Origin of the sequence: Streptomyces fractus, from assembly GCF_049844455.1 — a bacterium.
GTDB classification, from domain to species: Bacteria; Actinomycetota; Actinomycetes; order Streptomycetales; family Streptomycetaceae; genus Streptomyces; species Streptomyces fractus.
The window spans coordinates 846,691-868,920 of sequence record NZ_JBMYHI010000002.1; the positions used below are offsets into that span (position 1 = coordinate 846,691).

Here is a 22,230-nt window from a genome sequence, read left to right on the forward strand (position 1 = left end):
CAGAGCGCAGGCCCGAGCCACCAAGCACGAGGCACCACGCACCACGCACCACGCACACAGCAAGACTTTCGGGGGGCCGCAATGACCGACGTAGTACTTCGCATCGCTGAGGACCGGGTCCAACTCCACACCCATACAGGCGAGTTCGAGTGGGCGCTCGGCGACGAGCTGGTGACGGTCGCGCGCGATCCGGCGGACGCAAGGGCCGACGAGTTCACCGCCGCGCTCGGCTTCAATGCGACCTCGCAGCAGCAGGAAGACATCGGGCGCCGGTTGCACCAGGCGGTGTTCGACGCGGCGCCCGACGGCCTCTGGGCCGAGTTGCAGAACGGGGCGACCGAGCGGGATCCGCTGCGTGTCCGGGTCGACATCGAGTGCCCGGCGCTCGCCCCGCTGCCCTGGGAGTTGATGCGCGACGGGCAGCAGGCACTGTGGCGCAACAGCCGTGTGCTGCTGCGCCGGGGGCGTGTCGTCGCCGCCATGGAGGACCCGCAGGAGAACAGCACGGGCCCCCTTCGGGTCCTGCTGGTGGTGTGCAATCCGCGCGACCGCCATCTCCTCGCGGACCAGGAGCTGGCGATGATCGGCGCGGCGCTCACCAAGCAGCCGGGCCGGGTGCACACCGAGGTGATCGACGGCCCCAGCCTGCGCGAGCTCGCCGCCGAGGTGGCCCATGTCCGCCCGCACGTACTGCACTTCATCGGTCACGGCATGCGCGCTGTCGCCGGGGACGTGGGCGGGCTCCACTTCAACGCGGCGCAGCCCGCGGTGGGCGGCACCGGCCCGGAGTGGGACGAGCCGGAGGAGGCCGAGGCCTGGACGCTCGGGCCGGAACGGATGGAACACCTCTACGGTTCGTGGGCGCCGCGGCTCGTCGTCCTCAACGCCTGCCGACAGGCCCACGCCCCCGCCGCCGAGTTCGGCGACCTGATCGAGACGTGTCTGCTGCGGGGCTCCTACGCGGTGGTGGCCATGCAGGCCGACATCGAGTCACCGGCCGCCGCACAGTTCTCCCACGCCCTGTACCAGGAGCTGGCGTGTGCCCGGTCGATCGACGCGGCGGTCACCGCGGCCCGCGTCCATCTGCACCTCGACGACGCGGACGGCTCCGCCTGGGCGCTCCCGGTCCTCCAGTGCGGCGTGAACGATCCGGGCGACGTGGTGCGGGTGAAGTTCGGCCACGTGGAGCCCAAGCTGACCCGGTTGAACCGGAGTTGGCCGTTCGCGGAGCTCGCGATGTTCCTGGGGCGGGCCAAGGAGCGCCGTACGGGGTGGTGGGAGCAGGCCGAGGACGCCGCCCGGCAGGACCGGCTCCTCGCCATCACGTCCGCCCAGCAGAAGTCCGGCAAGACGTGGCTCGCCAAGTGGTGCCTGCTCACCTGCATGCTGCGCGGCGAGGACATCACGTACATCGACCTCGCCGACTACACGGGCCGGGGCGACGGCGGTGACCCCGCGACGCTGGACTGGCTCGCCGTGCTGCGGGCGCTGCGCGAGGCCTGCATGGACAAGCGTCAGCCCGACCCGATGGACGCCACGGACTTCGAGAGGTTCAACCAGGTGCTCAACCTGGCGGCCCAGGGCGGCCGGCAGTGGGCCGAGCGGATGCCGTCGTCCGAGGTGGACCTCGGTCACTCCTTCTCGGTGGACGCCGACCGGCACGCCGAGCGGCGCAGGGCCGAGATCTTCGACGCCTTCCTGACCACCCTGCGGGGCCGGGCCCTGGCCCGCCGTCGCCCGCATCTGCTGGCCATCGACAGCGCGCAGCGGATCATGGAGTCCGATTTCCGCAGCGCGCTCCTGCCGCTGCTGCTCGGCCCGGTCCAGGAACGCGAGGACGATTTCCCGCTGCGCCTGCTGGCCGTGGCACCGCAGAGCTGGGCGGGGTTCAGGCACCTGCAGGAGTTCATGCCGGGCGCCCCCGTGGTCCTGACCGACTTCCAACTGCACGACTACAAGCGTCTCGCCAGGGAGTTCTGGGAGCGCAAGCTGCACGAGAACGAGCGGCTGCGGCGCCTGAGCTTCGCGGACTTCGAGGCACTCCTCGACCTCCTGAAGGGCAATCAGCGCTCGTTCCACGTCGGGATGTACCAGCGGGTCCTGGACACATGGCTGGACCTGGGCGGCATGGGTGACATGAGGGAGGCGGGCTGATGTCGGACGAGGACGAGCGACTCGCGGCCGCGTTCACCGAACTGGTCGACCGCCTCGGTCAGGGCGAGCCCCTGGACGACATCCGGCGGGCCCTGCTGCCGACGGACTGGACGGACACCCTCAAGGCCGCCGCCGTCGCGCGGCTCTTCGACGAGGAGACGTACGACTCAGTCGTCCGGGAGTTCGTGGGCGGCACACCGCCCGGCCTCGCCGCCCTCGTCGAACGCGGCGCCCTGGAGGAGATCCCGGGCCATCTGATGTGCTATCAGGTCCCGGACGCCTACCGTTCCGCGTACCTGCTCTCCTGGCTGGAGGACGGCGACAGCACACCGCTCCCCCAGCAACTCATCCTTCTTGAGGGCCAGTTGAGCGAGCACTGGCGTCGGCGCGGGCGGCCCGTCGAGCAGTTGCGGCATCTGATGCTGGCCGACCCCGACGCCGCCGCGCAGCTCTTCAAGGACCAGTTCTTCGCCGCCGACGCCGAGCGCGACTTCACCCGCTGCCAGGACCTCATCGACGTACTCCTGGACACGGACCGGGCGACGGTCGCCGCGCGCCCGCTCCTCAGGCTGGCCGCGGACCGCGCCGGATATCTGCGCTCGCGCACGTACTGGGCCGCGGACTATGCGCGCTGCGCCCAGTTCCTCGAGCCGGACGGCCTGTGGGAGCGGGCCAGGCGGCTGCTGTCCGCGCAGGGCCCGCGTGTGTGGCAGATGCACGGCACTGGTGGCACGGGCAAGACCATGCAGCTGCGCTGGCTGGTGTCGCGGCGGGCGGTCACCGCGGAGGCGGACATCACCTGCGCCCGGATCGACTTCGACGTCGTCGACCCGCTGAACGCGGCGCACTGGCCCTGGCTGCTGCTCCTGGAGGCGGCCGAGCAGCTCGAACAGCGGCTGCCGCAAAGGGTGTTCACCGGCCTCGACAAGTACGCCGCCTATCGCTCCCTGCTGCGCCGCCCCACCTCGCGGTCCGCCGCCGAGGCCGCCCGCGGCATCCGCTCGCAGGACGAGGGACGCATCGGCCGCGAGGTCGTCGAGGCCTTCACCTCCCGGTTCAACAAGAGCTTCGCCACGGAGCAGCCGGTGCTCCTCGTGGTGGACACCCTCGAAGAGGTCGTCCTGCGCTCCGCCTCCCACACGGACGGCCTGCTGCGGCTGCTCGGCGAGACCGTGCGCGCCTGCCCGTCGCTGCGCCTGATCCTCTCCGGCCGCCAGGACCTGAGCATCCGGCACGGCCAGGCACTCGCCTCACTCGGCGACTACGAGAACGTACAGGTACGGCAGTTCACGCCCGAGGAGGCGGACCGCTATCTGCGCGAGGTACGCGACGTTCGGCACGCGGGACTGCGGGACATCATCGTGCGCCGCAGCTCCGGCATGCCGTTCCATCTCGCGCTGTTCGCCGATGTCACCGACCAGAACCCCGAGGTCACCGCGGAGGAGCTGGGCAGCCTGCGCGACCCGCTCATCCGCTACCTCGTCAAGCGGGTGCTGAAGCGCATCGAGGACCCGGTCGTCCTGTGGCTGGTGCGCTACGGAGTGATCCCGCGGCGGCTGCGCCGCGAGCACGTCCACGACATCCTGCGGCCCCATCTGGAGAAGCGGATGACCGACGGGCCCGCGCGGGACGTGGACGACCCGATGACGGACGCGCATCAACTGCACGACGAGGGTGCCGTGTTCCCGGCCGTCCCGCCGCCGGACCGGGAGCGCCTCGACGAGGCCTGGGAGAAGCTGCTCCAGTACGCGGGCGGTTCCTCCTGGATCAGCGAGGTCGCGGGCGACGAGGAGTCCGTGGTCTTCCACGGCGTGGTCCTCGGCCCGATGCGCGACCTGATCTCCGACAAGAACGTGTTCACCGACCTCCACCGGGACTTCGCCGAGCGCTTCGAGCAGCGGGCCGACGCCGCGGGCGAGACCGACCCCGAGAACTGGGCCTGGTACCTGCGCGAATCCCTCTACCACCGCTTCCAGATGCGGGATCCTCAGGCGCCCCGGCGCTGGCGCGACGCGATGGAACGCGCCTGGGCGGGCGGCAACACCGACCAGCTGCGCGGTCTCGCCGAGGAACTGCTCGGGGACGAGTACGTGGACCGCGACGCCCCGCGGGAGGTGCGCGGCGGCACCGTCATCACGTATTCCCTGATGGCCGAGGCCCATCTGAACATCGCCTACGCCCAGTTCCGCGAGGCCATGGCGGAGGGCACCCCCTCCGAGGCGCACGACCACGTGTGGGCCGAGATCGAGCTGCATCTGACGCGCGCCGACGAGCTGTTCGCCCAGGGCGGCGTCGGCGCGGTGGAGCGCCCGCACTCGGTGCGCGAGGACGTCGTACGGGCCGCCATGCTGGGCCTCGGCGGGAACGCGGGGGACGCCGTGCACCTGCTCGACCGGAACGTGCTGTCCCGCGCCGAACTGCCCGCGCTGGAACGGCTGTGGGCCCTGAGCATCCGCGCCGCGCAACTGCGCCTGCTGCGCTCCGAGGACTCAGCGGCGGCGTACCACGAGGTCCTCGTCTTCGCGCGGGAGATCGGCCAGCCCGACGTGGCGGCGACCGCCGCGTCCGCGGAGGCGGCGCGGCGCCGGCTGATGGGCGACGTCGGCCGGGCCATCGAGCTGTACGCGCAGGCCGCCGAACTCCTGGAGGAGGCCGGGCAGCCCACGTTCCAGGCCGTCGCCCAGCGGGCCGGGCTGCTGCTGCGCTGCCGGCGCGCGGAACTCGCCCTCGCGGTGCTCGAAGCGGCGCACGTCACCACGGCGGCGGAGCACGCGGACAAGGCCCGGTTGCAGGCCAAGGCCCAACTGCTGCTGGGACGCGAGGAACCGGCGCTCACCGCGATCCACCACGCCGACATCGCCGCGGGACAACTGCAGGGCGCCGAGCGCTACCGGCACCTCGCGCAGAACGCCCAACTGCGCGGCGTGGCCCTCGGCGAACTACAGGAGACCGCCGACGCCAACGACTGGTTCACGAGCGCGGCCGGCCTGTGGTCCGAACTCGGCTATCTGACGGGCGAACCCGAGTGCCACTACCTGTTCGCCCGCTTCCTGCTGCGCGACAGCCTGGACTTCACCTCCGCCCACCACCTCCTTGAACCCAAGGAATCCCCGGGCCAGGAACCGGAGTTCGCGCTGCGCCTGCATCTCCTCGCCCGCGAGTGGGCGATACGCACCCACGGCGTGACGTCCGTCGAGGGCCTGACCATGCCGTACGGGGAGCTGCCCGCGCTCGTCCGCCCCTTGCAGGTCCTGTGCCGGATCGCGGCGCTGCCCGAGGACCAGTCGCCCGGCGAGCACTTACGCCAACTGGCGCAGGCGCTCGCCGAGATGCGGCCGGCTCAGGCGCGCCTGGCCACACTGCGCGACCTGGTCGACAACCCGGCCCTTGAACACCGGGTGCCCTGGCGGCTGTTGCGCCCCTTCTACGAGATGACGGACGACGGCGACAACCCCGACCAGGCGCTGGCCAGGCTCCTGATCGCCCAGGTCGGCGGCGGCGATCCTGCGCGGCTGAAGCGTGCGGTGGCGAGCCTCGTCGACGGGGCGGGCGAGAACCGGCTGATCGTCTGGCGGTGCGCCCGCATCGCCGCGCGGCTCGGCCACCGGAAGCTCGCGGTCCGGCTGCTGCGGCGGGTGCCGTGGGAGCAGCCGCGCACCGTGCCGAGCGCAGCGCCGCGCGTTCCGCACACCCGGCTCGCGCTCGCCGCGCTGGTGCTGCTCGCCGGGATCGAGCCCGACCGCACCGCGGCGGTGGAGGCGTTCAACCGGGCCGTCGCGCTGGTCTCGCACGCCGGCATCGTCCAGCACAGTCTGCCGATGACGCTGACCGAGTGCGCGCGGCGCGTCCAGGTCGACGGTGTGCCGCAGCGGATCCAGAACCTGCTGCTCAGCCTGAGCTGGCCGGTGATGCGCGACACGGACCGCCAGGACGATCTGCGCCTGTTCCAGGACTGGCCGGGCGAGCGGACGCTGGCGCTGCGCCGGCGCCCGGACATCGACCCGGTGGACGACGAGGCCTCACCCCACCCGGCGAAACTGGCGGCCTGGCACGCCGACGAGTGGCTGCTGCGCGCCGCCCTGAGCAAGGCCTCGTCGCGCCGACTCCGGTTCGCCCGGCTCGAGTCCGACGACCCGACGGCGCACGCGCTGCCCTGGGAGATGACGCTCCAGCACGCGCTGGACTCGGCGGGCTCGGCGGGCTCGGTGGGGCCGGTGGGCTCCGCCGGCTCGGATGAAGGTGAGCAGCCGGTGATGTACCGCACGCTGCCCACCGCGGCCCGCCACATCGACGTGCGCTGGCTCCAGCACCGCATGAACCGTCACCTCGGCGCCGCCCTCGACGTGGACGGCCTCGTGGGACCACGGACCCGCAAGGCTCTGCGCCGCATCCAACCCGGGGACCCGGTGGCGGGATGGCCGCTGGTCAGCCCCGAGACCAGGCACACGCTGCACCGGGACGAGACCCGCGAACCGGGCCCCCGCAAGATCCTGGTGTTCAGCACGAAGCAGGAGGAGCGGGTGGTGCCGCTGTCGTACTGGCAGCGCCGCCTCCAACCCCAGCAGCGCAGCTTCCCGGTCAAGCTGGCCGTGGTGGACTCGGTGCCCGATCTCACCGACCGTCTGGCGTCGCCGCCGGACGGCACCGACGTCCTGCACATCGCCGCCCCGCTGCGCGAGCGCGACGGCATGCCGTATCTCGACTTCTCGCCGCCCGGCCATGCCCGCCGCCTGGAGAGCAAGGCCCGCGGTTCGGACCTCTTCCCGAGCCAACTGGCCCGCTGGCTGGCCGGGTTCGAGCCGGGGAGCACGCCGCTGGTCGTGCTGGAGCCGCCGTGCCCCGGTTCGGAGGTGGACCTCCACGTCCAACTGTCCTTGCGCAATCTCTTCGCGGCGCAACTGTTCCGCCTCGGCGACTGCCCCGCGATCGTGTGCACGGGCCTGTTCCCGGAGGGCGGCCTGGAGCATGTGATCGCCTTCTACCAGGCGCTGTCCGAGGAGGCCCCCGTGGCGCACGCGGTACGGGCCATGCGTTCGGCGATCGGCGTCGCGGAGGAGGACCGGGGCACCACGTTCGAGACCAACGAGGACGCGCTCCGTGCGACGGCGCTGTACGCGGCGTCCTCCGCGCTGCTGCGCCGCCCGATGGGCCAGTCGTGACCCCGCCTGCGGCACTGGAGTCACTGCTCGACGGGCTGGACGACGAGCTGACCGCCTGGCGCGGACTCACGGTCGGCGAGAAGGCCCCACTGGAGAAGCACCACAGTCAACTCCGGTCGGTACGAGCGATGTTGAGCGAGGGCATCGCGGCGGCGCGCGTCGAGCTCGCCACCGGTTCCGGAGCGGCGGGCCTGCCCGTACTGATCCTCGACCTGCACCACGTCTGGGACTACTTCCGCTCGAAGTTCGCCCTGCGCAGGCTCGACGAGTACCGCGGCTACCTCGACGCCGCGGACGAACTCGCCTGGACGTGCTACGAGGGACCGTTGGAGGCGGCACTCGGAACCGGTGGCATGCGGCCCAAGGAGCCACCGCTCGTGTCGTTCAGCCGGGATCCGGCGCCGCGCGCGCACCGGCGCGGGGGCCAGTACCGCGACCTGTTGCCGCGCGGCGGCATGCACACGCGCGCGGGTGTGCAGCTCGTGCACAGCCTGCCGTTCCCGGTGATCGACGTGCCCTGGTACTACGCCTCGCACGTACCCGCCGTGCTCACCGTCGCGCATGAGGTCGGCCATCACATCGAGGACGACTTCGGCCTGACGGGGACGATCGCCAGGCGGCTCGCGGGCACGTCGCTGCCCGAGGCGTGGGCCGGTGAGGTGTTCGCGGACGTGTGCGCGAGCCTGGCCTGCGGGGTGGCCTACCCCGCGGTCCTCGCGGAGGTCCTGGGCACACTGGGACCTGAACAGGAGGGAGACTCACAGGAGTTGTCGTCACCGCACCCTCCGCTGGACACCCGCCTCCGGATCTGCCGCGCCGCGCTGGACCTAGCCGGTCACGAGCGCCCGAACATGTGGCCCGCGCCGATCGCCGAGGCCCTGGCGGACGACACCGATCCCTCCTCGACGAGGGTGGCGGCGGCCCTCCTCGACGACGGCTACCCGCAACTCGCCGGCCGCCGCCTCCCGGACCTGCTGCCCTCGACTCCGGCCTGCCGGCTGCACGCCGACCGTCTCCTCGCGGGCATGCCGTCCGGCCTCTCCCACGTCCCCGGTGTGTTCGCCGCGGCGTCCCTGGCGTTCCTGACATGCCCGGCCGAGTACCGGGCCCTCCGCGTAGGCACCAGAGCGGTGTCCGAAGCCCTTGCGCTGCGGCCCGAGGGGCCACGCGCCGGACGCCCGGACGCAGAGCCGAACGGACAGCAGGGCACCACGGCAGGAGGCCAATTGCTGCGGGCCCTGCGAGCGGGAGTCACGGACGAGAAAGCAGACACGGAAGAGGGGACAGGCACGGAGGACGGCCCAGGAACGGATCTCAGGCCACCGCCGCACGCCGGTCCCTGACGATCGACCGGCTCATCGCCACCACGCCCACGACGGGCCCCACCGCGAGCACCAACAGCGCGACCCGCCACGAGGTGTGCTCGACCAGCACGGGAACGCCCCACAGCGTGAGCGCGGTGGTCGAGTAGCCGAGCGCGAGCTGCAACGACAGTGCCCCGCCCACGTAGTCGGGGTCGGCCCGCTCGGTGACCAGCGCCGAGAACTGGGCGGAGTCGGCCACCACCCAGAAGCCCCAGAAGACACACACCGCGATGACCAGGCCCGAAGGCATCACGTCGACACCGACAGCGAGCAGCAGCGCGGCTCCACCGGAACAGACGAGGCAGAGCCGCGCGGCGGCGGCTCGCCCCCAGCGGTCGCCGAGCACCCCGCCGAGGAGGCACCCGAACGCGCCGACTCCGATGCACACGAAGGCGATGGTGGAAGCCAGCGCGTCCGTGCGGCTCGACTCCTCGACCACCGGGACGCCCGCCAGCAGCGACGCCACCGTGCCCCACATCGCGTAGAGCTCCCACATGTGCCCCGCGTACCCCAGGTCCGCGAGCACGACATCGCGGTCGCACAGCGACCGCAGGGCGCCCCCGACGGTGACCCGGCGCCGCAGGAACGGGTAAGGACCGGGCGAGCGCAGGGACAGCGCGAGGAGACCTCCGCACGCGCCCATCAGGGACGTCACCGCGAGGACGACGTGCCAGTCCACGCCTCCCGCGGCGTTCACGGCATGGGGCAGCGCCGAGCCGACGGTGAGCGCGCCGATCATGACGCCCAGCGCCTTGCCCCGCCCGGCACGGAACCAGGTCGCGGTCTCCTTGAGGGCGGGCGGGTACACGGCGGCGAGAAAGAACCCGGTGACCAGCCGCAGCACGACGGCCGACCACAGCCCACCGGCGACCAGCACCCCGAGGTTGGCCACCGCGGCGCCCAGCGCGCCACCACACATCAGAAAGCGATTCGCCACCCGGTCGGCCAGCCCGGACATCGCCGACGACACCGCCCCCACGACGAACCCGAGTTGTACGGCGACGGTCAGCAACGCCCCGGACCCCGGGCCCAGCCCCCACTCCTGCTTCAACTGCGGCAACACGAACGACGCGGAGAACCACACGCTCATCGACAGCAACGTGCTCGCCGCGACCACGGCCAGCGCGACCCCCGGCGCCATCCGGGGGATCTCCCCGCGGCGATGCCCGATGCCTCTCACGCCATCACCAACTCCCCGTTGTGGACGTCCGGTTGGTGACATGATGCCGCTCAATCGCTCCGGCTCCGCGCCGGGAGTGGTGCGAGTGAGCGGGACGCTCGTCCGATGGGGCGGCCGGTCGCCGCCCCCCGCACACAGGTGCGGTTCTGCCCGAACGGGGTGGCCGTGCCGGAAGATCGGATGCGTGAGACCGGTGTACGGGTGGTAGACGCACTCCCACCGCTTCGTCACGACGGGCAGGTCCCGCCGGATCGGAGGTAGCTCACCGGGCGGGCAGAGGTCCGTCCGAAAGGGATGTGATGTGCATGTTGGAGGAAGGCCCGTCGATCGTTCATGATGTGTCGCTCGCCGCGGCGGTGGGGCGGCGCGCCCTGCCGATACGGCTGTGCACGGCGTTCGCCCGCACCCTGGGCGCGCAGCACGCGACGATGTCCCTGTTCCCCTGCCTCGAACAGTGGCAGTTGCTTTACGCCAGCGACGAGGGCGCCTTGCGGGCCGAGGCCGCCCAGTTCGCACACGCCGACGGGCCTTCGGTCAGCGCCGCCCTTGAGACGCGGACCGTCTTCGTCCCCGAGGTGCACGGCGACAACGACCGGTCGCACGCGCCGAGTTGGACCGACGATCTGCCCGGGGTGCGGCATGTCCTGGCGCTGGCGTTGCACCGCGAGTTCCGGCCGGTCGGTGTGATCTCCCTCTACTTCACCCGGCCCACCCATCTGACCGCGGCACACATCGCCGAGGCCGAGCAGGCCGCCGCGGTCGCGCGCGAGGAGCTGCTGCGCTGGCGCCCCGCGCACGCGGACCCCGCGGGCCCCCAGCCGGTCTGGGCCACCGACACCCGCGCGGCCCGCTGGGAACGCATCCACCGGGCCGCCGGTTACGTGGCCGCGCGCGAGGACTGCCCCGTCGGCGAGGCACTGACATGGCTGCAGACGGCGAGCACGCGCGGCGGGCAGTCCCTGCTCGACACGTGCGACCTGATCCTCCAGCCCGCCGGGGCGCGTCCGGGCGCACACCGGGCCTCGCCCGCCGCCGTGTCCTGAGCCCCCGCACACGGGCGGGCCCCGCCGCGCCTGAGGGCTGCGGCGGGGCCCGGCCGGACCTTCGGGTCGCCGAGTCCTACTCGCCGAGCCGTGTCCGGAGCCGGTCCAGGACGCCCGTGAGGAGGCGGGAGACCTGCATCTGTGAGACGCCCAGTTCGCGTCCGATCTCGGCCTGTGTCATCTCGTCGACGAACCGCAGCGCGAGGAGTGTGCGTTCCCGCCCCGACAGGGCGGCGATCAGCGGCTTGAGCGCCTGAAGGTTCTCGGCCTTGGCCAACTCCGGGTCGTGACAACCGATGTGGTCGGCCAGCGCGTCGTCGGCGTCCGGCGCCCAGTCCAGCGAGGCGGCCGTGCAGCCGTTGGACGCCGTCAGCCCCTCGGCGACCTCGTCCTCGTCCAGGCCGAGGTCGGCGGCGAGTTCGGCGACGGTGGGCGCATGGCCGTTGGCCTGCTCCAGGCGCGTGTTCGCCCGGTCGAGGTGCTGGCTGAGCTCCTGCAACCGGCGGGGAACGTGGACGGCCCAGGTGGTGTCACGGAAGAAGCGCTTGATCTCGCCGAGGACGGTGGGCAGGGCGAAGCTGGTGAACTCCACACCACGGCACAGGTCGAAGCGGTCGATGGCCTTGATCAGACCGATCGTGCCGACCTGCACGACGTCCTCGTAGGAGTCGGGACGGGCCCGCAGCCGCCGCGCGGCGTAGTGCACCAGGTTCAGGTTGAGCTCGACGAGGTTGTTGCGTACGTAGGCGTACTCATGGGTGCCCTCCTCGAGTTCACCGAGCCGGGCGAACAGCGACTTGGAGAGGTCCCGGATGTCCGCCGCCGAGAGTCCACCCGTGTCGGAGAGTGACCAGGGGCCCGGCGTGTCGGCCGCCGGGGCCGCACCGCCGAGGCCGGTCGTATGTCGTTCGGGCGAAACGGGACGCTGGATCGCTGGGCTGTCGGCCTGGGGCATCTGCGTCGCTCCCTCATGCAGAAGGCACTCCCCCGTCGGGAGTGCGGCGTGCACGGGCTCCTACCCACCACCTCCCGTTACACACCTGTAACTTGACGTACCGTCACACATGGGACGCGGGTCTACGGAAAGACTGCGCTCATTGATGTACTGCTGCGCGTACGCGGGAACGTGCGGGGCAACCGAAGAAGACACGTCGTATCCGTACGACTCACGGGAGGCGCGATGTCCACGCAGGCCGGCCGCCTGTCCGTCACCGAGCTGGCGCGGTGCGAGCACTGTGCGGTGCTGCGGGTGAGCGGGGAGCTCGACCAGAACTGCGAGCAGTACTTCCTCCGGGCGATCGGGACCCTTGTGCTGTCAGGGCACCGACATCTGGTGCTGGACGTGACGGCACTCACGTTCTGCGACTCGCGCGGCCTCAACTGCCTGCTCGCCGCGCGCTGGTTGCTGCAGCGCCGCGAGGGTCTGCTCCTGCTGGCCGGCCCCGGCCGCCGCCTGTCCGATCTGCTCATCCAGACCGCGAGCAACGAACTGCTGCCGTGCCATACCACCGTGAGCGGAGCCCTGGACGCCCTTCCCCCGCACCACCGCCCCGCCTGGCCGCCTCCTGTCCGCGGCGGCGAGGGCCCCACCGCGCTGCCGGCGGTCTGCGCGGTGGACGGCGAAGGGGCCCACTGAGCCCGGCGTGCGGTCGCTGACCGCACGGCCCGCCGCGCCCGCGCCCGCGTCGGCGCCGCCCGCTCAGCTCTGCTGCTGAAGTCCCCGCAGCAGCAGCTCGATCAGCCGGCGCGGATCGTAGTCCGTGTCGCTCTCGTGGCCGATGCAGAGGTTGCCGATGCCGCGCAGGAGCTCGTAGGGCCGCGTACCGGACACGATCTCGCCAGCCTCGACGGCGGCGGCCAGCAGCTGCTCGGCGACGGGCATCAGACGGTCGATGAAGTACGAGTGCAGCGCGGCGAAACCGCTGCTTTCCGGCTCCAGCGTGTTGGCCAGACCGTGCTTGGTGACCAGGAAGTCCACGAACAGGTCGACCCACGCACGCAGCGCCTCGAACGGGGACCTTGTCTCGGCCAGCAGACGCGGCCCCGCCTCCGCGCACTCCTCGACCTGGTGGCGGAAGACCGCGACCACGAGCTCCGCGCGGGTCGGGAAGTGCCGGTAGATCGTGCCCATGCCGACGCCAGCCTCGGCCGCGATCCGCCGCACCGGCGCGTCGACGCCGGAGGTCACGAAGACCTGGGCGGCCGCGGCGAGCAGCTTCTCCTGATTGCGTGCCGCGTCGGCCCGCTTGCCGCGGCCCGTTCCCCCGACCTGGCCTTCCGTGGTTGCCACGCTTTCCTCCTGAGGACTGTTCCGCCAAGGGAACCCTACTGCGCTTGCCGAAACGGAACGTTGCTCCGTAAGCTAAACGGAGCAACGTTCCGGAAAGTGTGCGGCGGCCGGACCAGGGTCGACACGCGCCTCACCGCGAGAGGACATGCCTCATGACCACCCCACAGCAGCCCATCGGCTCCGGATTCACGCCCGCGTCCACGGCGGACGAGGTCCTCGCCGGCGTCGACCTGACCGGCAAGCACGCCGTCGTCACCGGCGGCCACGCCGGAATCGGCCGAGAGGTCACCCGCGCGCTCGCCGCCAGGGGCGCCTCGGTCACCGTCGCCGCCCGGGACCCGCGGCGCGCGGCGGTGGCGCTGGCCGAAGCCGGTGCCGAAGGAGCGGAGACCCAGCGACTCGATCTGGCCGACCCGGCCTCCGTCACGGCCTTCGCCGACCGGTGGAACACCACGGGCCGCCCCCTGCACATCCTCGTCAACTGCGCCGGGGTGGCCGCCCCCGCGACCCGCGAAGTCGAAGGGCGCGGCTACGAGCTGCAGTTCGCCGTCAACCACCTGGGCCACTTCCAGCTCACCCTCGGCCTCCTGCCCGCGCTGCGCGCCGCCCACGGAGCCCGCGTCGTCAACGTGAGCTCCGGCGCCCACCGCATGTCCGGCATCCGCTGGGACGACGTCAACTTCGAGGCGGGCGACTACAGTCCGGGCCTCGCGTACGCGCAGTCGAAGTGCGCCAACGTCCTGTTCGGCGTCGAGCTCGACCGCCGCCACGCCGCCGACGGGATCCGCGCCTTCTCCGCCCACCCCGGCGTCGTCGTCGGCACCGCGCTGAACAGCGCCGCGGGCAAGGAGGCCCTGCGCGCCGAGGGGCTGATCGACGAGCAGGACCGACCGGTCATCGACCCCGTCCGCGGAAGGAAGACAGCGGCGCAGGGCGCGGCGACGATCGTGTTCGGCGCCGCGCACCCGGCCCTCACGAACGCCGGTGGTGTCTACCTCAAGGACAGCGACATCGCGCCGCTGGACGACGAGGAGCGCCCGTTGACGGCCGACAGCATCCCGGCCGACGCCATGTCCCACTCCCTCGACCCCGGCTCCGCGCGCCGGCTGTGGGAGCTGAGTGAGCGGATGGTGAAGGCGTGAGCGGTACGGTGCGGGCGCGCCGCGCGGAATAGCCGACGAGCCCGCCGAGGTTGCCCCCACATGTGGAGCAGCGAGCAACTCGACCTGGACGCCCTTCTCGCCCGCCTCGGGTACGAGGGCGACCGTGCGCCCACCCTTGAGACACTGCGGGCCCTGCAGCGCGCGCATGTGCTGACCCTGCGGTGGGACACCCTCGACTCATTCCTGTACCGCGAGGTGCGGATCGATGTGCCGTCGGTCCAGGACAAGCTGGTGCGCAGGGGCCGGGGCGGCTACTGCTACGAGCACACCGTGCTGTTCGCCGCCGCGCTGGAGGCGCTCGGTTTCCGGTTCACCGCCGTCTCCGCGCGGGTGCAACTCGGCGCGGACTCCACGACGCCGCGCCCGCCGACGCACGCGATGCTGATCGTTGACCTGGACGGCAGGCGATGGCTCGTCGACATCGGTTTCGGCGCGAGCCCGCTGGAGCCCATCGAGCTGGTCGACGGCGCCGGCAGCGACAGCGGACCGTGGCCGTACCTGCTGCGGCGGCAGGTCATCACCCACGGCTCGCCGGGCTGGGCGGTGCACCAGCGGGGGGACGGTCCGGAGGGGCCTGAGGGCTGGACGGTGCGGCAGGTCTTCACCGAGAACCCGCAGTACCCCATCGACTACGCGGTCGGGAACCACTTCGTGGCCACGCACCCCCGCTCCCCCTTCGTCACCCGCCCGTACATCCAGCGTCTGCGCACGGACCGGCACGACACGCTCGACGCGCTGGTGTGGACGACGGATCGACCGGGGCGGGAGCCGGTGACGGAGACCGTGCCCCCGCGCGAGGTACCCAAGCTGCTCGACGACGTCTTCGACATCCGCGTGGACCCCGAGGAGGCCGCCCTCCTGGTGACCCGCCTGACGGAACTCGCCGCCGCCGGCAACCCGGCCACGTAACCCCTCCCCGACGAGGTCGGGCGCGTTCACCGGGTGAGAGCGCTTCCGTTCAGCACGGCATCGGGTCCTGTTCAAGATCCTCGGCTACAACTTCAGCCACGTACGGCGCGGTGGAGGATCTGTCCCGCAACCGCGTGAACCTGAACAAGGTGATCACAGGGGAGCAGAAACCACTCGCTAATGCTGAGTCGGCTCCGGCAGTTCGGAGGTGATGGCGCGGATGGCGTTCCGCAGCCAGCGCTGCGCCGGGTCGCCGTCGAGCCGGGGATGCCAGGCCATGTGGTATCCCAGTGGCCGGATTTCCTGGGGGGCGGGCAGGATGCGGATGCCGGGTTCCGGGCGTTGCTCCGCGAGCAGCCGCGCGGGCAGGGTGAGGACCAGCCGTGTGCCCAGGACCGAGCGCAGGGCCAGGGAGTGGTAGGGGACGGTCAGTCCGGCCCGGCGGCGCTCGCCGAGGTCTTCCAGGCGTTGCTCGATCGCGGTCTGGCGCTCGCCGATGGTGCCGACGATGACATGAGTGGCGTCCAGGTACTCCTCCAGGCCGATCGCCGAACGTTCGGCGAGCGGGTGGTCCGCGGAGAGCACGCAGACGAACCGGTCATCGAAGAGATGCTCGGTGTGCAGGGTGGCAAGGGTCGTTGATCTGGCGAAGAACACCAGGTCGACGACCCCCCGGTCGAGGTCCTCGTAAATGGCGTCGTGCCAGGTCCGGAAGTGCAGGGTCGAGCGCGGCGACTCCCGGAACACACGCTGGAAGATCGCGGGCGCGAACACCTGGGTGAAGTCGGTGCCCGCGACCCGGAACGCCTCGGCGGCCTCGGCGGGATCGAACGCCTCCGGGGCGAACAGACTCTCCAGCCGCGGCAGAACTACCCGCAGCTGACGCTGGACGCGCTCGGCCCGCGGGGTGAGCCGGTACCCGCCCGGCGTGCGCACCAGCAGCTCGTCGCCGAGGCTGTCCCGCAGCCGCTGCAGGGCCCGGCTCATCGCCGGCTGGCTCATTCCGGCGACTTCGGCGGCGCGCGAGACATGCCGCTCCTCCAGCAGCGCGGCCAGCGGAGCCAGCAGATTGAGGTCGACCCGTTCGATATGCACCATCCGAATAATCTATATCTCAATGATGCATTGGACAAATAATTGCAGGTGCCGGAGGGTTGATCCCGTCGCCGGGCGGACCGCCCGCGAACCAGCACAGTGCCACGCGTCCGTCCGGACGCCGGATCAGGAGCAGTGATGAACGGTGCGGTATCGCAGCACGGATCCAGCCGGCCGAGGGTGGCCGTGGTGACCGGCGGCTCGGGCGGAATCGGGGGCGCCGTCGCGCGTCGGCTGGCCGCGGACGGCATGGCGGTCGTCGTCCACTACGCGGGCAGCGCGACGAAGGCCGAGGCGGTCGTCGAGTCGGTGATCGCAGCCGGCGGCACGGCGGTGGCCCTGCCCGGCGACGTCGCCGAGCCGACGGAGATGACCGGGCTCTTCGACGCCGTGGAGGGACGCTTCGGCGGCATCGACGTGATCGTCAACACCGCGGGGATCATGCTGCTGGCCCCGCTCGCCGAGATGGAGCTGGAAGCCTTCGACCGGATGCACCGGGTCAATGTCCGCGGGACCTTCGTGGTCTCCCGGCTCGCGGCCCGCAGGCTGCTCCCCGGCGGCGCGCTGATCAACTTCTCCACCTCGGTGACCCGGCTCCAGCAGCCCGGCTACGGCGGCTACGCGGCGACCAAGGGCGCGGTCGAGGCCATGACCCTGATCCTGGCACGCGAACTGCGCGGCCGGGACGTCACCGTCAACGCGGTGGCCCCCGGGCCGACCGCGACACCGCTTTTCGCCGAGGGCAAGAGCGAGGAGCTGATCGGCCGGATCGCCGCCGCCGCACCCCTGGAGCGGCTCGGCACACCCGAGGACATCGCCGAGGCAGTCGCCTTCCTGGCGGGGTCCGCCGGCCGCTGGGTCAACGGCCAGGTGCTGTACAGCAACGGCGGCATCGCCTGACCCTCTCCACCACTTCCGCCTCACTTCTCCCGCTCCCTCCTCCCCCTTCACCCTCCGATCGGAGACCCGCCATGTCGACTGTGCTCATCACGGGTGCCGCCACCGGTATTGGCAACCTGACCGCGCGAGCCCTGGCCCGGGCCGGCCACCGCGTCTACGCCTCGATGCGCGTCCCCGGTGGCCGCAACGCCGCCCGCGCCGAGGAACTGCACCGCCTGGCCGCGGCCGAACGCCTCGACCTGTACGTAGTCGAACTCGACGTCACCTCGCAGGAGTCCGCCGACCGCGCGGTGGCGGTCGTGCTCGAGAACGCGGGAGCGCTCGACGTCGTCATCCACAACGCCGGGCACCTGGTCACCGGCTACGTCGAAGCGTTCACCGCCGAGGAGATCGCCCACCTCGTCGACGTCAACACCCTCGGCGTCCAACGGCTCAACCGCGCCGCGCTGCCGCACCTGCGCGGGCAGGGCAGCGGCACCCTCCTCTACGTGGGCAGCACCATCCCGGTGACCACACCGCCGTTCCTCGGTCCGTACGTGGTGTCGAAGGCGGCGATGGACTCGCTGGCGCTGGTGACCTCCTACGAGGTGGCCCCGCTCGGCATCGAGACGGTGATCGTCATGCCGGGAGCCTTCACCCAGGGCACCGACCACTTCCCCAAAGCGGGACGGCCCGTGGACGCCACCGGTGTCACCGCCGGTTACCGGGCCCTGGACCCGCTGGTCGCCCGCAACGAGCAGGCCACGGAAAGTCTGTTCACCCCGGGCACGCAGGCCGACCCCGTGGTGGTCGCCGAGGAGATCACCAGGATCTTGTCCCTGCCCTTCGGCGAGCGCCCTTTCCGCAGTGTGGTGGACCTGACCAACTCCCTGGTCGCGCAGGCCAACTCCGCGGTGCTGGAGGCGCGCGCGGACTTCGTACAGCGCATGGGCTTCGAGGAGGTCCTGCACGTCGCCCGCGGGTAGGCCGCCCCGCGCCCGTACCGTCACCGATCCCATCACCTCCCCTCGCAAGGAAACGACGACATGACCCGCAGTCAGCTGGACTCCGTCTCCGACCTCTTGCTGAACTCGCCGCTGGACCTGGGCGGCGACGTGGCGAAGATGCGCCGCGTCTTCGACGAGATGCTCGGCGCCGCACCGGTGCCCGACGACGTCCGCACCCGGACCACCGACCTGGGCGGAGTGCCCGCCGTCGAGGTGCTCGCCGGCGACGCAGAGCCGACGGCCGGCACCGTGCTGTACTTCCACGGCGGCGCCTATGCGATCGGCTCCGCCGCCGGCGTCGGCCTGGTCTCCGAGATCGCCCGGCGCACCGCGGCCACCGCGCTGTCCGTCGACTACCGGCTCGCCCCCGAACACCCCTTCCCGGCCGCGGTGGACGACGCGCTGGCCGCCTACCGGGCGCTGCTCGACCGAGGCGTCCCGGCCGGCTCGATCGCGGTCACCGGCGAATCGGCCGGCGGCGGCCTCGCCCTCGCCCTGCTGCTGGCGATCCGGGACGCGGGGCTGCCGCAGCCGTCGTCCGCGACCGTCCTGTCCCCATGGACGGACCTCACCCAGTCCGGCGGCACCATGACCACCCGGGCCGACGCGGATCCGGCGCTCACCCGCCGGGCCCTTCAGACCAGGGCCGCCGACTACCTCGCCGGGGCGGATCCACGCACCCCGCTGGCCAGCCCGCTGCATGCCGATCTGCGCGGAGTGCCACCGCTGCTGATCCAGGCCGGCGGCCGGGAAATCCTGCTCGACGACGCCCTGCGACTGGCCGCGCGGGCCGCCCACGCCGACGTCCCGGTCACCCTGCGGACCTTCCCCGGAGCGCCGCACGTCTTCCAGGGCTTCGCCCCGCTCGTCGACGAGGCGGCGCAGGCCCTCGACCAGGTCGCCGCCTTCATCAACGGCCATATCCAGCCGGAGGGACGCCCGTGAAAGCCGTACGTTTCCACCGCTACGGAGACATCGACGTGCTCGGCGTCGAGGACGTCGAACCGCGTCCGCTGGGCCCACGCGACGTGCTGGTACGGGTGCGGGCCGCCGGGATCAACCCGGGCGAGGCCAAGATCCGTACCGGGGCCCTGCACGAGCGGTTCCCCGCGACGTTCCCCTCCGGACAGGGCAGCGACCTCGCCGGAACCGTCGCCGCGACCGGGGCCGCGGTGACGGGCTGGGAGCCCGGAGACCCGGTTCTCGGCTGGTCCTGGGAGCGGTCCAGCCACGCCGAGTACGTCGTCGTCCCGCACGACCAGCTCGTCCGCAAGCCCGGCGGGCTCCCTTGGACCGCCGCAGGCGCCCTCTACGTCGCGGGCAGTACCGCCTGGGCAGCGGTCACCGCTGTCGATGCGGGGGCCGGCGAGACGGTCGTGGTCAGCGGGGCCACCGGCGGGGTCGGCACCATCGCCGTCCAACTCCTGCGCCTGCGCAGGGCGCATGTGGTCGCGATCGCCTCCCCGCGGCACCGGGACTGGCTGGAGTCCCAGGGCGCCCCCCTCGTCCACTACGGGAGTGGAGTCACCGAACGCCTCCGCCGGGCGATCGAGGGCGACGGAGCCGGCACGGCGCACGCCTTCCTCGACTTCCACGGCGGCGACTACCCGCGGACCGCGCTCTCCTTGGGGGTGCCGCCCCGCAAGGTCAACACACTCGACTACGGCGTCGCCGCCGCGCTCGGCGCCCGGGCACAGGGCAGTGCCGAGGGCACCAGCCGGGCGGTGCTGACCGAGCTGGCCGAACTGACGGCGGCCGGCCGGATCGAGATGCCGATCAGCCGGACCCACCCGCTGGAAGAGGTCCGGGCGGCCTTCACCCACCTGGAACACGACCACCCTCTGGGCAAGGTCGTCCTCCTCCCGAACTGAGCCCAGGTGACGCTGACTCAGGCGGGAGCGGAGCCCTGAATGAACGACCAGTACCGCAGCATCAGGCAACCCCGCGGCGGTGTCGGGGTCCGAGTAGGAGCGGACCGGGAAGCCGGTATTGCTGTCATGGTGCAGACCCTCGCCGCCGCCGGCGAACTCCAGCGGGAGCTGACCTACGACGGACTGCGCGCCGCCGAGGCCAAGGGAGCGAAGGGCGGGCGCCGCCCCGCCGTCGCGACCGCGACGGCCGCCGACGTACGCACCGCGGACCTGGAAGGCCGCTCGATCACCACTCTCGCCCGCGACCAGCCGCGTCAGCATCCTCACGCCGACCGGATCTCGCCGTTGCGGATGTGCCACAGGCCGCCGTTGAGGTCGCGGACCTGGGTGAGGCGGCGGCCGACGTGTTCGACCTCGCCGAAGCCGATCGCCAGGCCCATGACGGAAGCGACGATGCTGGTGAGCGCCGAGCCGATGGTGCGTGCCCGCCGCTCGCCCCGCTCCTGCGCACGGGAGGTGTCACGCTGCAGCACGACTGGGCCCGGGGACGGGGGCGGGACGCCGGCGAACGTGCCGAGGTCAAAGCGGCGGAGAGCGATGTGTGGAGCCGTCACGTGTCCCGACGGGACCTTCGCATCCCCCTCACGACGTCAGGCCAGCCACGACAGCAGCAGTGTCATCACGAGTCCGCACACACTCACCAGTGTCTGGATGACGGTGTGGGACTTCGTGGCCTGGCCGAGGGTCATCCCGAAGGACTCCTTGACCAGCCAGAACCCCGCGTGGTTCACGTAGTTGAGGCCCACGGAGCCCGCTCCGATGGCGACGACCAGCAGCGAGGTGGCAAGGCTCGACTCCGTGGCGGCCATCGGGGCGAGGACCCCGGTGGCCGCGACGATGCCCACGGTCGCGGAGCCCGTCGAGAACGACAGCAGCAGCGCCAACAGCCAGCCCAGGACCAGTACGTTGAGGTGTGCCCCCGACGCGGCCGCCTCGACCGCCTTGCCGATGCCGGAGTCCTCGAGGACCTGGTTGAACGCGCCGCCGCCCGCGATGATCAGCAGGATGCCTGCCACGGACCGCAGGCTCTCGCCGAGGGAGTCGCGGATCGCCTCGCCGCCCACCCCGCTGGGCAGCGCCACGACGAACAGCGCGAAGAGCAGGCCGAGGAACATCGCGACGACGGGCGAACCGGTCAGGGCGAGGGTGTGCCGCAGCCCGGCGGGCAGCGCGGGCACGAGGTCGGCGACGGTGTTCAGCAGCATCAGGACGACGGGGACCAGGACCGCGGCGACGGCCCAGCCGGTGGGCACACCACGGCGCGGCCGGCCGACGTCCGTGGTGTCGGCCGGGGTGTTCGCGTCGGCGCCGCGGTCACCGGTGAACTGGGCGATGAGCGTACGGTCCGGCCGGACGTCGAGGCGCGGCGCGATCCACCGGCCGTAGACGGGGCCCGCGAGGATGACCGTGGGTATCGCGCACACCAGACCGACGCCGATGGTCAGGCCGAGATTGGCGTGCAGACCGTTCACCCCGATCAGCGGTCCCGGGTGCGGGGGCACCATGCCGTGCAGGGTGCACAGGGCGGCGATCGCCGGGGCGGCGAGGGCGACGTAGGGGGAGCCCTTGACGCCGTGGTCGTCGCGCAGCCGCTGTGCCACGCTGAAGATCAGCGGCAGCAGCACGATCAGCCCGACCTCGAAGAACATCGGGATGCCGATGACGAACGCCGCACCGGCCATGTACCACGGCAGCGATCTGCGTCCGGCCCGGTGGACGATGAGCCGGGCGATGCGGTCGGTGGCTCCGGAGTCGGACAGCAGTCGGCCCAGCATCGCTCCGAAGGCGAGGGTGACACCGACGTCGCCGAGGATGGAGCCCGCGCCCGTCTCCAGGGACTCGGCGATCTTCTCGGCGGGTTCACCGGCGGCAACGGCCGCGGCGAGTGACACCAGTGTCAGGGCCAGGAACGGGTGCAGGCGCAGCCGCGTGTTGATCAGCGCGATCAGCGCGACGATGGACAGGACCAGGATGGCCAGGAGCCCCCAGGTGTGCGTGGTCACCGGCGGCCTCCGCGCGTGCTGTCGCGCAGGCCGTCCCGGGCCTCTGCAGTCGG

Annotated in this window: 17 protein-coding genes; 11 read left to right on the top strand and 6 right to left on the bottom strand. The window is 72.0% G+C overall.

The annotated features are described in order from the left end of the window. Positions 1-81 precede the first annotated feature (81 nt). The 3 genes from ACP4E5_RS05935 to ACP4E5_RS05945 are packed head-to-tail and all read left to right on the top strand — an operon-like array spanning position 82 to position 8,656. Positions 82-2,154 carry a CHAT domain-containing protein gene (locus ACP4E5_RS05935; protein WP_425825663.1) on the top strand — a complete coding sequence of 691 codons (2,073 nt, stop codon included), beginning with the start codon at positions 82-84 and terminating at the stop codon, positions 2,152-2,154. Then, positions 2,154-7,313 carry a hypothetical protein gene (locus ACP4E5_RS05940; RefSeq protein ID WP_425825664.1) on the top strand — a complete coding sequence of 1,720 codons (5,160 nt, stop codon included), beginning with the start codon at positions 2,154-2,156 and terminating at the stop codon, positions 7,311-7,313. The genes ACP4E5_RS05935 and ACP4E5_RS05940 overlap by 1 nt, the downstream gene beginning before the upstream one ends. Continuing rightward, entirely contained in the window at positions 7,310-8,656 is a 1,347-nt protein-coding gene (locus ACP4E5_RS05945) for a hypothetical protein (protein WP_425825665.1), read from the top strand. Before ACP4E5_RS05940 ends, ACP4E5_RS05945 begins: the two co-directional genes overlap by 4 nt. On the opposite strand, the gene ACP4E5_RS05950 is transcribed toward ACP4E5_RS05945, so the two are convergent. Further along, entirely contained in the window at positions 8,628-9,857 is a 1,230-nt protein-coding gene (locus tag ACP4E5_RS05950; RefSeq protein WP_425825666.1) for an MFS transporter, read from the bottom strand. The two genes, ACP4E5_RS05945 and ACP4E5_RS05950, sit on opposite strands and share 29 nt — an antisense overlap. A 305-nt stretch (positions 9,858-10,162) precedes the next feature. On the opposite strand from ACP4E5_RS05950, the gene ACP4E5_RS05955 reads away from it, so the two are divergent. Next, positions 10,163-10,900, top strand: coding sequence for a GAF domain-containing protein (locus ACP4E5_RS05955; RefSeq protein ID WP_425825667.1), 738 nt, complete (start codon positions 10,163-10,165; stop codon positions 10,898-10,900). A gap of 76 nt (positions 10,901-10,976) precedes the next feature. Here ACP4E5_RS05955 and ACP4E5_RS05960 read toward each other — a convergent pair whose 3' ends face one another. Next, complete coding sequence (locus ACP4E5_RS05960) at positions 10,977-11,855, bottom strand: SigB/SigF/SigG family RNA polymerase sigma factor (protein WP_425825668.1); 879 nt, start codon at positions 11,853-11,855, stop codon at positions 10,977-10,979. 225 nt (positions 11,856-12,080) lie between these two features. Between ACP4E5_RS05960 and ACP4E5_RS05965 the strand changes: the two genes are divergently transcribed. Next, positions 12,081-12,536: an STAS domain-containing protein gene (locus ACP4E5_RS05965; protein WP_425825669.1), complete on the top strand. Its 456-nt coding sequence runs from the start codon at positions 12,081-12,083 to the stop codon at positions 12,534-12,536. Between the two features lie 63 nt (positions 12,537-12,599). Here ACP4E5_RS05965 and ACP4E5_RS05970 read toward each other — a convergent pair whose 3' ends face one another. Then, a complete protein-coding gene (locus ACP4E5_RS05970) occupies positions 12,600-13,190 on the bottom strand; it encodes a TetR/AcrR family transcriptional regulator (protein ID WP_425825670.1) in 591 nt (196 codons plus the stop codon). A gap of 152 nt (positions 13,191-13,342) precedes the next feature. Here ACP4E5_RS05970 and ACP4E5_RS05975 point away from each other — a divergent pair, with 152 nt between their 5' ends. After that, complete coding sequence (locus tag ACP4E5_RS05975) at positions 13,343-14,332, top strand: SDR family NAD(P)-dependent oxidoreductase (protein WP_425825671.1); 990 nt, start codon at positions 13,343-13,345, stop codon at positions 14,330-14,332. A 60-nt stretch (positions 14,333-14,392) separates the two neighbouring features. Then, positions 14,393-15,262 (top strand): arylamine N-acetyltransferase family protein, encoded by an 870-nt coding sequence (locus ACP4E5_RS05980; protein ID WP_425825672.1) that lies wholly within the window; start codon positions 14,393-14,395, stop codon positions 15,260-15,262. Between the two features lie 177 nt (positions 15,263-15,439). Here ACP4E5_RS05980 and ACP4E5_RS05985 read toward each other — a convergent pair whose 3' ends face one another. Continuing rightward, a complete protein-coding gene (locus ACP4E5_RS05985) occupies positions 15,440-16,360 on the bottom strand; it encodes a LysR family transcriptional regulator (protein ID WP_425825673.1) in 921 nt (306 codons plus the stop codon). Between the two features lie 135 nt (positions 16,361-16,495). Between ACP4E5_RS05985 and ACP4E5_RS05990 the strand changes: the two genes are divergently transcribed. The 4 genes from ACP4E5_RS05990 to ACP4E5_RS06005 all read left to right on the top strand — a co-directional run bounded on the left by ACP4E5_RS05990 (position 16,496) and on the right by ACP4E5_RS06005 (position 20,114). Beyond that, positions 16,496-17,257, top strand: a complete 762-nt coding sequence (locus ACP4E5_RS05990) for an SDR family oxidoreductase (protein WP_425825674.1) — start codon at positions 16,496-16,498, stop codon at positions 17,255-17,257. 71 nt (positions 17,258-17,328) lie between these two features. Continuing rightward, positions 17,329-18,222, top strand: coding sequence for an SDR family NAD(P)-dependent oxidoreductase (locus ACP4E5_RS05995; RefSeq protein ID WP_425825675.1), 894 nt, complete (start codon positions 17,329-17,331; stop codon positions 18,220-18,222). Between the two features lie 60 nt (positions 18,223-18,282). After that, positions 18,283-19,188 (top strand): alpha/beta hydrolase fold domain-containing protein, encoded by a 906-nt coding sequence (locus ACP4E5_RS06000; protein ID WP_425825676.1) that lies wholly within the window; start codon positions 18,283-18,285, stop codon positions 19,186-19,188. Beyond that, positions 19,185-20,114: an NADP-dependent oxidoreductase gene (locus ACP4E5_RS06005; protein ID WP_425825677.1), complete on the top strand. Its 930-nt coding sequence runs from the start codon at positions 19,185-19,187 to the stop codon at positions 20,112-20,114. The genes ACP4E5_RS06000 and ACP4E5_RS06005 overlap by 4 nt, the downstream gene beginning before the upstream one ends. Before the next feature lie 323 nt (positions 20,115-20,437). On the opposite strand, the gene ACP4E5_RS06010 is transcribed toward ACP4E5_RS06005, so the two are convergent. Together ACP4E5_RS06010 and ACP4E5_RS06015 are read right to left on the bottom strand one after the other, a co-directional pair. After that, positions 20,438-20,647, bottom strand: a complete 210-nt coding sequence (locus ACP4E5_RS06010; protein WP_425825678.1) for a hypothetical protein — start codon at positions 20,645-20,647, stop codon at positions 20,438-20,440. A gap of 117 nt (positions 20,648-20,764) precedes the next feature. Beyond that, a complete protein-coding gene (locus ACP4E5_RS06015; RefSeq protein WP_425825679.1) occupies positions 20,765-22,177 on the bottom strand; it encodes a GntP family permease in 1,413 nt (470 codons plus the stop codon). Positions 22,178-22,230 lie beyond the last annotated feature (53 nt).